Origin of the sequence: Thermoactinomyces intermedius (assembly GCF_013912365.1) — a bacterium.
GTDB lineage: Bacteria > Bacillota > Bacilli > Thermoactinomycetales > Thermoactinomycetaceae > Thermoactinomyces > Thermoactinomyces intermedius.
This window is the reverse complement of sequence record NZ_JACETT010000055.1, coordinates 1-10,748: the sequence shown is the minus strand read 5'-3', so window position 1 is coordinate 10,748 and position 10,748 is coordinate 1. Positions and strand designations below refer to the sequence as shown.

10 protein-coding genes are annotated in these 10,748 nt (G+C 49.7%); 9 read left to right on the top strand and 1 reads right to left on the bottom strand.

What is annotated here, in order from left to right:
* The 4 genes from H1R82_RS12475 to H1R82_RS12460 form a co-directional block, all read left to right on the top strand.
* Positions 1–942, top strand: a 942-nt coding sequence (locus H1R82_RS12475) for an amidase family protein (protein ID WP_181821677.1), incomplete at its 5' end; no start/stop codon positions are given.
* A complete protein-coding gene (gene gatB / locus H1R82_RS12470; RefSeq protein WP_181731495.1) occupies positions 939–2,378 on the top strand; it encodes an Asp-tRNA(Asn)/Glu-tRNA(Gln) amidotransferase subunit GatB in 1,440 nt (479 codons plus the stop codon). The genes H1R82_RS12475 and gatB, both read left to right, overlap by 4 nt.
* A 49-nt stretch (positions 2,379–2,427) precedes the next feature.
* Positions 2,428–2,739, top strand: a complete 312-nt coding sequence (locus H1R82_RS12465; RefSeq protein ID WP_181731496.1) for a hypothetical protein — start codon at positions 2,428–2,430, stop codon at positions 2,737–2,739.
* Between the two features lie 11 nt (positions 2,740–2,750).
* On the top strand, positions 2,751–3,512 hold the full coding sequence (locus H1R82_RS12460) for a sirohydrochlorin chelatase (RefSeq protein WP_181731497.1): 762 nt from the start codon (positions 2,751–2,753) through the stop codon (positions 3,510–3,512).
* A 20-nt stretch (positions 3,513–3,532) separates the two neighbouring features.
* Here H1R82_RS12460 and H1R82_RS12455 read toward each other — a convergent pair whose 3' ends face one another.
* Positions 3,533–3,784, bottom strand: a complete 252-nt coding sequence (locus H1R82_RS12455) for a YkuS family protein (RefSeq protein ID WP_037993084.1) — start codon at positions 3,782–3,784, stop codon at positions 3,533–3,535.
* Between the two features lie 85 nt (positions 3,785–3,869).
* On the opposite strand from H1R82_RS12455, the gene H1R82_RS12450 reads away from it, so the two are divergent.
* From H1R82_RS12450 to rlmD, 5 genes are all read left to right on the top strand, one after another.
* Positions 3,870–4,967, top strand: coding sequence for a HupE/UreJ family protein (locus H1R82_RS12450; protein ID WP_181731498.1), 1,098 nt, complete (start codon positions 3,870–3,872; stop codon positions 4,965–4,967).
* A 79-nt stretch (positions 4,968–5,046) separates the two neighbouring features.
* The gene (gnd, locus tag H1R82_RS12445; protein WP_181731499.1) at positions 5,047–6,465 is read left to right on the top strand and encodes an NADP-dependent phosphogluconate dehydrogenase; all 1,419 of its coding nucleotides are present in this window, start codon (positions 5,047–5,049) and stop codon (positions 6,463–6,465) included.
* A 112-nt stretch (positions 6,466–6,577) separates the two neighbouring features.
* The gene (locus H1R82_RS12440; RefSeq protein ID WP_181731500.1) at positions 6,578–7,879 is read left to right on the top strand and encodes an NCS2 family permease; all 1,302 of its coding nucleotides are present in this window, start codon (positions 6,578–6,580) and stop codon (positions 7,877–7,879) included.
* Positions 7,880–8,046: 167 nt separating this feature from the next.
* Complete coding sequence (locus H1R82_RS12435; RefSeq protein ID WP_181731501.1) at positions 8,047–8,931, top strand: diacylglycerol kinase; 885 nt, start codon at positions 8,047–8,049, stop codon at positions 8,929–8,931.
* Between the two features lie 50 nt (positions 8,932–8,981).
* Positions 8,982–10,364 (top strand): 23S rRNA (uracil(1939)-C(5))-methyltransferase RlmD, encoded by a 1,383-nt coding sequence (gene rlmD / locus H1R82_RS12430; RefSeq protein WP_181731502.1) that lies wholly within the window; start codon positions 8,982–8,984, stop codon positions 10,362–10,364.
* Positions 10,365–10,748: the final 384 nt, after the last annotated feature.

The window sequence follows — 10,748 nt, the reverse complement described above, 5'->3', positions numbered from 1 at the left end:
GGCGGATCGATCCGCCAACCGGCGGCGTATTGCGGCGTGGTTGGCATGAAGCCGACCTACGGGCGTGTTTCCCGTTACGGTTTGGTGGCTTTTGCCTCTTCACTGGATCAAATCGGGCCGTTGACGAAAAACGTGGAAGACGCCGCGTATGTCTTGCAAGCCATTTCCGGCCACGATCCTCATGACACCACTTCGGCCCCGGTGGAAGTGCCGGACTATCTGTCTGCTTTGACCGGAGAGATCAAAGGCATGAAAGTGGCTGTGGCCAAAGAAATGATGGGAGAAGGCATTGATCCTTCCGTCCGTGAAACGGTTCAAAAAGCGATTGACCAGCTGGAGAAAATGGGCGCACATGTGGAGGAGGTTTCCCTTCCCCATATGGAATACGCGGTTGCGGCCTACTACATCATTGCCCCGGCAGAAGCTTCTTCCAACCTGGCCCGCTTTGACGGCGTGCGGTACGGGGTTCGCAAAACCGGGAAAAACTTGCTGGATCTTTATCTGGAGTCGCGCAGCCAAGGCTTCGGTCCCGAAGTGAAACGGCGGATCATGCTCGGAACTTATGCACTCAGCTCCGGTTATTATGATGCTTATTACAAAAAGGCGCAAAAAGTGAGAACATTGATCCGTCAGGATTTCGAGAACGTATTCAAGCAATTTGACGTAATTGTCGGACCGACCACGCCGACAACGGCTTTTAAAATCGGGGAACAAGCGGACGATCCGCTGACCATGTATATGAATGATATTTTGACCATTCCGGTCAACCTGGCAGGATTGCCGGCCATCAGTGTTCCGTGCGGTCTGGCGGACGGCATGCCGGTTGGTTTGCAGATCATTGGCCAGCCTTTTGCCGAATCGACGGTATTGCGCGTGGCTCATGCCTATGAACAACAAACTGAGTCATTGCCGGCTCCGATGGTGGGAGGGAACGCAGAATGAGTAAATATGAAACAGTCATCGGCTTGGAAGTTCACGTGGAACTGTCCACGAAATCCAAAATCTTTTGCGGTTGTTCAACTGAGTTCGGAGCTCCCCCCAACACGAATACCTGTCCGGTTTGCCTGGGGCATCCCGGCGTGCTTCCGGTATTGAACAAGCAAGCGGTGAATTTTGCGATGAAAGCCGCCATGGCTCTGAATTGCGAGATTGCTGAATACAGCAAGTTTGACAGGAAAAACTATTTTTATCCGGACAGCCCGAAAGCTTACCAAATCTCTCAATATGATCAACCGATCGGTCAAAACGGATGGATTGAAATCGAAGTGGACGGGAAAAAGAAACGCATCGGCATCACGCGTCTGCATCTGGAAGAAGACGCCGGAAAGCTGAATCACAGCGAAAACGGCGACGGATCGCTGGTGGATTTCAACCGTGTGGGAGTGCCGCTGATTGAGATCGTATCCGAACCCGATCTCCGTTCACCGGCTGAAGCCCGGGCGTACTTGGAAAAATTAAAAACGATCATCCAGTACACGGGCGTATCTGATGTCCGGATGGAAGAAGGCTCGTTGCGTTGCGATGCCAATATCAGTTTGCGTCCGGTCGGCCAAAAAGAATTCGGCACCAAGACGGAAATGAAAAACTTAAACTCGTTCAAAAACGTGGAAAAAGCGCTGGAATATGAACAAAAGCGGCAACAGGAAATCCTGGACCGCGGCGAAAAAGTGGTGCAACAAACCTTGCGCTGGCTGGAACAGGAAAACCGGACGAAAACCATGCGCAGCAAAGAGGAAGCGCATGATTACCGCTATTTCCCCGAACCGGATCTGGTTACGCTTCATATTGACGAAGCTTGGAAAGAAGAAATCCGCGCAAGCATCCCCGAATTGCCGGATCAGCGGAAAGAACGGTACCAAAAAGAGTTCGGGCTCAGTGATTATGATGCGGGCATTTTGACCAGCTCCAAAGCCGTTGCCGATTTTTATGAAGAGACGGTGGCGAAAAAAGCGGATCCGAAACTGGCTTCCAACTGGATCATCACCGAACTGTTGGGATATCTGAACCGGGAAGGCATCGAAATCGAAGCCATCCGGATGACCCCGGCTCATTTAGCTGAAATGATCTTATTGATTCAAAAAGGAACCATCAGCAGCAAAATCGCGAAAAAAGTGTTCAAAGAAATGTTGGATACCGGAAAAGACCCCGGAACCATCGTGAAAGAAAAAGGATGGGTCCAAATCAGTGACGAAGGGAAGCTGAAAGAGGAAGTCGCAAAAGTGATTGCCGCCAACCCGCAATCCGTTGAGGACTTTAAAAACGGAAAAGACCGGGCGCTTGGCTTCCTGGTTGGTCAGGTGATGAAAGCAACCCGGGGCCAAGCCAATCCGAAATTGGTGAATGAGTTGATCTTAAAACAGATTCAGTCGTCCAATTAAAAAGCTCGCCTTTCGGCGGGCTTCTTTCTAATCAGAAGGAGGCTTGGTTGTGCTGCTTTTTCATCTTGTGATTATTGCGCTTCTGTTGGGGGCGGGGGTTTATTTTTTATTTTTTGTGCCGGCCCCTTATGAAGCGGTTACTTTTTTGATTTTTGCGCTGTATTTTTTGTTGACCTATTATGAGCGGACGGCCCGGGCGTTTCCCAAACCCGTTTATTGGGTGACGGTTTTTTTGCTGGCTTTAAACGGAGTGGCTCAGGTCTTTTTTTATGCGGAAGGCCTGATGAACGGGATGATCAGCTTCTTTTTCGCTCTTTTGACATTTAAATCCATGCAGAAAGTGGCAGACCATTCAAAATAAGGGGATGTGTGATGGCGGAAAAAATCGGGGTGCTGGTGATTGCCCATGGTTCCAGAAGCAGCCGGTGGGTCCGGTTGGTTGATGATGCCGTGAAGCAGGTGAAAACGGAACATCCACTTACGGTCGGATTTTTGGAACTGGTGGAAGGCCGGAAGATCCAAGACGGGATTGATGCATTGGAAGCCCAGGGGGTAAACCGGATTTTTGCCATCCCCCTGTTTGCATCTTCCGGCAGCAAACATATTGAAGAAATCCGGTTTATGTTGGGGCTGACCGGCCGGCTTCCGGCCGCATCCGATGTCGCCCCGTTGAACGTTCATGCCAAAGTGGCGATGAGTCCCGCGATGGACGATCATCCGTACATTGCGGAAATGTTGGCCAAAAGAATCCAAGCTCTTATCCGGAAACCGGAGGAAGAGGCGGTTTTGCTGGTGGGACACGGAAATGAATTGCCCGGTTTCAAAGAGAAGTGGGAAGCCGGAATGAACGGATTGGTAAAGCAGCTGCGGCGAAAGTTTCCTTTGGCCTGTATCACCTCTGCCTCCCTTTCATCGGACGAATTGCAAAAACGGGCTGATGCTTTGAGTCAGAAATACCGGGTGTTGGTTTTGCCTTTGTTTTTAAGCGAGGGGTACTTCACTGACCAACTGATTCCCTCCCGTTTGGAAGGATTGAAGGTGGAATACCTCAGGTCGGCATACTTGCCGGATCCGGGAGTTTCCCGTTGGATGGAGGCCATGGTGGAGAACCTGAAGAAAAAGACCAAGTCATAACAGATGACTTGGTCTTTTCTTTAAGATCCGGCAATTTGTTCAATCCGCCGGCAAACTTCTTCCGGGGTCAGGCCGCTTGCGCTGATGACCGGACAGTTTTCCACTTGGTCTTGCATGCCCATTAAATTCTGATCTTGTCCGGATATGACAATTGCGGCATAATTACCTTGATTTTGCAGTGATTCCGCTTGATATTCCTCAACTTGGAAACCTCTTTGGCTCAAGTAATCACGGACGGGAGATAATCCGGCTTCCACTGCAACGCGTTTCATGATTTAATCCCTCCTGTTTCTTGGTACGTTGTTAGTTTGATGGAAATGGCCCGGAATTATACGAAATGATGTGGGAGGAGAGAGGATGGAGAAAATTCGTTATTGGGGATGGATGGGATGTTTATGGTGGATGATCATTTTCTTGCCTTTGTTGCCGGCAGAGGCCCATCCGTTGCATCTGGTGTCTACGGATCTATCGGTCGAAGGCAATCAAATTCATGTTTCGATGCTGATCAATGAGCCCCTGTTGGAACAGGTGGCGGGGAAGCAACTGGTGCTGAAGGAAAATAAAGTGCGTGAAGAACAGGAGAATCAAATCGAAAGCTATATAAAAACACGGTTTGTTGCAAAAAATAATAACCGTCCGATGCCATTCACATTGAAAGAAATCACCCGGCCGGAACCGGGGCACTACCGGGTGGAGGGAGCGTTTATTTCCACAGAACCGGTCGGCAAAGTGGATCTGTCTTATCAAATGTTCTTTGAATTCAACAAAGGCCAACACCAAAACGTGGTCAAGATCGAAAACGGGGATCAGGAAGGGCATTATGTTTTTCATGATGACAACCGGCATCTGACTTTCTCCAAACAAACGGATTTGTCGGTTTGGCTGACGGCCAAAGAGTTTGTTTATATGGGAATGACACACATCTGGTTTGGGTTTGATCACCTGGCTTTTTTGGCGGGGCTTCTGGTGGCCGCGGGAAACGCGAAAAACTTGTTGAAGGTGATTACTTGTTTCACTGTTGCCCATTCCATCACGTTGATTTTGGCCGTCATGGACATTATTGCAGCCCCCTCGAAGTGGGTGGAAGTGCTGATTGCACTGACCATTGTTTATGTTGCAGTGGAGAATTTCTTTTTCCGGACATACCCTCATCGACTGACCGTGACGTTTTTCTTCGGATTGATTCACGGTTTGGGATTTGCCGGTTCGCTGGCGGATATCCACTTGCCCAAAACCAACTTTCTCACCGCTCTCTTTTCGTTTAATGCGGGGATTGAAATCGGGCAATTGTTGGTGGTTTCCCTTGTGTTCCCGTTGCTCCGGCGGATCCGCATGCGAAACGGTGCGCTTGAGCGCCGGATCATCCGGTGGGTTTCAGCAGTGATGGCGTTGTTGGGAATTTTGTGGATGGTGGAGCGGGCTTTTGAGATTCAAATTCCGTTTTTCCCGATTTGAAGAAGAATGAATTTGTTTTTGTTATAATTAATTATTAAAGATGAACAATACTTTACATTTATAGAAGGATGTGTCGTTCATGGCAAAAAGTCATATCGGAGTAATCGGACTGGCAGTGATGGGCAAAAATCTGGCTTTGAATATGGAAAGCAAAGGTTATACCGTATCTGTCTTCAACCGTTCTCCGGAGCGGACGAAAAAGCTGACCGAAAAACACAGCGATTTGAATATCGTTGGTACATATACCATGGAAGAATTTGTTCAATCTCTTCAAAAACCGCGCCGGATCATGTTGATGGTCAAAGCCGGCCAACCGACGGATGACATGATTCAACAACTGAAAAAATACCTGGAACCCGGCGATATTGTCATTGACGGCGGCAATGCCTTTTACGAGGACACCATTCGCCGCAGCAAAGAATTGGAAGCCACCGGGATTCATTTTATCGGGGCCGGGGTGTCCGGAGGGGAAGAAGGAGCCCTGCACGGACCGGCCATCATGCCGGGAGGATCCAAAGAAGCCTATGAGCAGGTCCAACATATTTTGACCGACATTTCCGCCAAAGTAAACGGCGATCCCTGCTGCACCTATATCGGCCCGAACGGAGCCGGACATTATGTGAAAATGGTGCACAACGGCATCGAATACGGCGACATGCAATTGATCAGTGAAGCTTATCATTTGTTGAAACATCTGTTAAACATGAATGCCGAAGAATTGCATGAGGTCTTTAAAGAATGGAACCAAGGCGAGTTGAACAGTTACCTGATCGAAATCACGGCTGACATCTTTACCAAAGTCGATAAGGAAACCGGACAGCCGTTGGTTGAATTGATCCTGGATACCGCCGGACAAAAAGGAACCGGAAAATGGACAAGCCAAAGTTCCTTGGATCTCGGCGTCCCGCTCTCCATTATCACCCAGTCGGTTTATTCCCGCTTTTTGTCGGCCATGAAAGAAGAGCGGGTTAAAGCCAGCCAGGTCTTAAAAGGGCCGAAAACCGGCTGCCATACGGTGATCGAGGACCGGGAAGCATTGATCGAATCGATCCGTAAAGCCCTTTATGCCAGCAAGATCTGTTCATACGCCCAAGGATTTGCCCAAATGAAAGCCGCATCCGATGCCTTTGGCTGGGATTTGAAACCCGGGGAAATCGCGATGATTTTCCGCGGCGGATGCATTATCCGTGCCCAATTCCTGCAAAATATCAAAGAGGCATATGACCGGGATCCGAACTTGAGCAACTTGCTTTTGGACCCCTACTTTAAAGGGATTGTGGAAGAGTATCAGCAAGCTTGGCGGGAAGTGGTGGCAACGGCGGTGTTAAACGGCATTCCGGTGCCTGCTTTTGCCAGTGCCATCAACTACTATGACAGTTACCGCTCTGAGAAACTGCCGGCCAACCTGCTGCAAGCCCAGCGCGATTATTTTGGAGCCCATACTTACCGGCGCATTGACCGGGAAGGCGTGTTCCATACAGAGTGGACAAAAGAATAACCAGGAGACCCCGGGATGTCATTTCCGGGGTTTTTTTCTTGCATTTTATACATAAAACGAATAATATATATCTGTACTTCTAATAATATTCGTTTTTTGGGGGAGTTCATCCATGTTTCAATTGGAAAAACACGGATCTTCCGTTAAAAAAGAAATCATTGCAGGAATGACCACCTTTTTCACCATGTCTTATATTATGGTGGTAAACCCGATTATTTTGGCGGATGCCGGGGTTCCCTTTTCGTTGAGTTTCTTTGCCACCATCATTGCGACGGTGGTTGGGACGTTGGTCATGGGATTGTTCGCAAATTACCCGATTGCCATTGCTCCGGCGATGGGTTTAAATGCATATTTTGCCTATTCCGTGGTGAAAGCCCATCAAGGGTTGGGATATGAAGAAGCGTTCGCGGCGGTCTTTGTCGCGGGAATTCTCTTTGTTCTGATTTCGTTGACGCCACTTCGGACCAAGCTGATAGAAGTGATCCCTTCCAATTTGAAAAGCGCGATCACGGCAGGCATTGGATTGTTTATTGCTTTCATCGGTTTGAGAATGTCGGGATTGATTCAAGACCATCCATCCAATTTGGTGGCGCTTGGCAACCTTCATTCTGCTTCGGCGCTGCTTACGCTGGCCGGATTGGCGATCACACTGGCCTGTATGGCACTCAATCTAAATGGCGCTTTATTTATCGGCATGATCGGGACGGGAATCATTGCTTATTTGACGGGACAGCTTTCTTTCGACAGCGGCATCGTGTCGGCTCCCGAGATTCCAAACCGCCTCGTGGTGGACAATCCGGTTCATGCGTTTCAAGTTGTGTTTGATTACGGTTTGTATGCAGTGGTCTTTTCCTTTTTATTGGTCACATTGTTTGACACCACCGGCACGGTCTTGGGTGTGGCCAAACAAGCCGGATTGATGAAAGAGGGAGTGCTTCCCCGGGGAGAAAGAACCCTGCTGGCCGATTCGGTTGCGACCCTGACAGGCTCCATTTTTGGAACCAGCCCGACCTCGGCCTATATTGAATCGTCCTCCGGTGTGGCTTCCGGCGGGAGAACCGGGTTGACAGCCGTGGTTGTGGCCGTGTTGTTTGCCCTTTCTGCCTTTTTCAGCCCGCTGGTTCAATCCGTGTCCGGGATTGCGGCCATCACGGCCCCGGCTTTGATTGTGGTCGGTGCCTTGATGATGAGCCATGTCAGCCATATCCAATGGAATGAGATTGATGAGGCATTCCCGGCATTTATGGTGATTTTGAGCATGCCGCTGACATCAAGCATCGCCACGGGAATCGCGCTGGGCTTTCTCACCTATCCGCTGATGAAAATCTTCCGCGGCAAGTGGAGAGAAGTTCACTGGCTGGTGTATCTCTTTGCGGTTCTGTTCTTTTTCCAACTGGTTTTCCTGCCCCATTGACCGGAGATTGACAGGCTTGCGGGAATTTCCCGCAAGCCTTTTTCTATAACGAAATATTCACTTTGAAGTGGTCCGGGGTGTTGGGTAAACTAGTAACTAGGTGTTTGTTCCGACGGAATAAGGAAAAATGACGGCAATTTTTTTAAACGTCCAAAGGAGCTGGCTCTATGAAACGGGCACGACTGATATACAATCCCACAGCCGGAAGGGAAATGATAGCCAGGAAGTTGCCGCAGTTGCTCGCGGTATTGGAACAGGCCGGATATGAAACCTCCTGCCATGCCACCACGGGACGGGGATATGCCACCAAGGAAGCCCGCATTGCCGCCGAACGGGGAGAGGATGTGGTGATTGCCGCCGGCGGGGACGGGACGATTCATGAAGTGGTCAACGGGTTGGCAGAGTTTCCAAACCCTCCCGCTCTCGGCATTTTGCCCGGAGGAACCACGAATGATCTGGCCCGGGCTTTGAAACTTCCCCGGGATTTGGAAGAAGCTTGCAAAGTGATTGCCAAAGGAAACACCGTCGATGTGGATGTCGGTGTGTTTGGAGATAAATATTTCATCAATGTGGCGGCGGCCGGCCGGTTGACGGAAGTCACCTATGAGGCGCCCAGCCGTTTAAAGTCCATCGTGGGGCCGTTGGCTTATTACGCCAAAGCGATCGAAAAGCTGGGGAGCCTTCATCATCCTTTCCCGGTCGAGCTTCAAACGCCCCGCGGGAAATGGAAGTCGGAAATCTGGCTGATCATCATTGCCAACAGCGTCTCCGTCGGGGGATTTGAACGGCTTGCTCCCGAAGCCAGTCTGAATGACGGTTTGTTTGATGTGCTCATCATTCCCAAAGCCAATATCCCCGATCTTTTGCACTTGGCTGCCCTGGCCCGCAAAGGGGAACATATCCGGGATTCGAGAATCATTTATTTCCAAACGGATGAGCTCGAGATCAACACCCCGATTTCCCTGAAATTAAATCTGGACGGGGAGTGGGGAGGGGAGCTTTCCGGTAAGGTGAAAATGCTGCCGCGCCATCTAAAAATCTTTTGTCCATAGTCGCCGTTCATCCGGGTTGATGAACGTTTTTTTATGAAGGAGTTGTTCGGATGAAGAAAGCAAAACCGCCGGTAAAAACAGGCGATGTGATTGAAATGGAAATCACCGGCCTGTCCCATGACGGAGCCGGTGTCGGCAAATACCAGGGATTCACCATCTTTGTGCCTCAAACGGTTCCGGATGAGAAAGTCCGTGTGCGCGTTCAAGTGGTGAAAAAAACATACGGGAAAGGCGAAGCAATCCAAGTGTTGAAAAGCCATCCCAGCCGGACGGAACCCCCTTGCCCGATTTATCACGAATGCGGGGGATGCCAGATCCAACATTTGCAATATCCCGCCCAACTGGAGCATAAACGGCAACAGGTGGCGGATCATTTTGAGCGGATCGGCGGCATGCAGGTGCCGGTTCTTCCCGTGTTGGGCATGGAAAACCCATGGCGGTACCGCAATAAAGCCCAGGTTCCTTTGGGATGGGAAGACGGGAAAGTGAAAGCCGGTTTTTATGCGGCCGGATCGCACCGGATTGTGGATATGGAGGCCTGCCTCATCCAGCATGAAGCCAATGACCAAGCCGTCCGGAAAGTCAAAGAATTGGCCCGGGAACTGAAAATCCCCATTTATGACGAAACCAAACACCAAGGATGCTTGCGGCATGTGATGGTTCGCACCGGTTTTCACACCGGGGAATTGATGATCGTCCTGGTGACGAACGGAAAAAAACTGCCGCATCGCGACAAATGGGTGGAGGCGTTGCGAAAAGAGTTCCCCGCACTCAAATCATTGATCCAAAATATCAATTCCAAACGGACCAATGTGGTCTTGGGGCCGGAAAATGAAGTGTTGTGGGGCCGGGATGTCATTTACGACCGGATCGGGGAAGTGACCTTTGCCATTTCGCCGCATTCCTTTTTCCAGGTCAATCCCGTGCAGACCCAAGTGCTGTATGATCAAGTAGCCCGGTATGCCGGCCTGACCGGCCGGGAAGTCGTGATCGACGCTTATTGCGGAATCGGAACCATTGCCTTGTACCTGGCGCAAAACGCCAAGCGGGTATACGGGGTGGAAATTGTTCCCGCTGCCGTCCGGGATGCCGAAAGAAATGCGAAAATCAACGGAATGGATCATGTCACGTTTGAAACAGGAGCCGCGGAAGAAGTATTGCCCCGATGGTATGAAGAAGGGATCCGCCCGGATGTTGTGGTGGTGGATCCGCCGCGAAAAGGTTGTGACCGGGTGCTGCTCGATACCCTCGTTTCTATGCAGCCTGAGCGGCTCGTCTACGTTTCCTGCAATTCAGCCACATTGGCCCGTGATGCAAAATACCTCGCAGAATGCGGGTACCGGGTGCAGGAAGTGCAACCGGTCGACATGTTCCCGCAGACCGGGCACATAGAAAATGTTGCCATGTTTAAATTAGAAAATTATCTAAAATAAAAAGATCTGAAGAAATAGGCCTTAACCTGTCCTTGGGGGGTCTATTTCTTTTAATATAGTGTCATTAGCGCAATAATTTTGTTGACTCACGCCATAAATATCTTTTTATATTTGATAATTTGCCTTATACCCATTACAAATTACAAAAACTGTGCCTCCAGAAGGAGTTGAAACGGTCTGACTTTGTTCTGGGAGTTTTTGCTTTTGGCAGCGACTCAAAAAAATACATTCGTATTTTTTCCGCGGTGTCATGCTCCGTAGCATATTTAAAGTCCTGCGGGAACGTCACGAGCTTATAGACATGCGCGAACGCGCTTGCGCGTTAACCTGTACCCCAACATTTGACAAAGGACCAATTTTTATATTAAAATTAAGAATATAAAG

Bases quoted from the DNA above. Each gene is read 5' to 3' on its own strand.
- gatB (WP_181731495.1), top strand. From the start codon at position 939: ATGAGTAAATATGAAACAGTCATCGGCTTGGAAGTTCACGTGGAACTG.
- H1R82_RS12460 (WP_181731497.1), top strand. From the start codon at position 2,751: ATGGCGGAAAAAATCGGGGTGCTGGTGATTGCCCATGGTTCCAGAAGC.
- H1R82_RS12455 (WP_037993084.1), bottom strand. From the start codon at position 3,784: ATGAAACGCGTTGCAGTGGAAGCCGGATTATCTCCCGTCCGTGATTAC.
- H1R82_RS12450 (WP_181731498.1), top strand. From the start codon at position 3,870: ATGGAGAAAATTCGTTATTGGGGATGGATGGGATGTTTATGGTGGATG.
- gnd (WP_181731499.1), top strand. From the start codon at position 5,047: ATGGCAAAAAGTCATATCGGAGTAATCGGACTGGCAGTGATGGGCAAA.
- H1R82_RS12440 (WP_181731500.1), top strand. From the start codon at position 6,578: ATGTTTCAATTGGAAAAACACGGATCTTCCGTTAAAAAAGAAATCATT.
- H1R82_RS12435 (WP_181731501.1), top strand. From the start codon at position 8,047: ATGAAACGGGCACGACTGATATACAATCCCACAGCCGGAAGGGAAATG.
- rlmD (WP_181731502.1), top strand. From the start codon at position 8,982: ATGAAGAAAGCAAAACCGCCGGTAAAAACAGGCGATGTGATTGAAATG.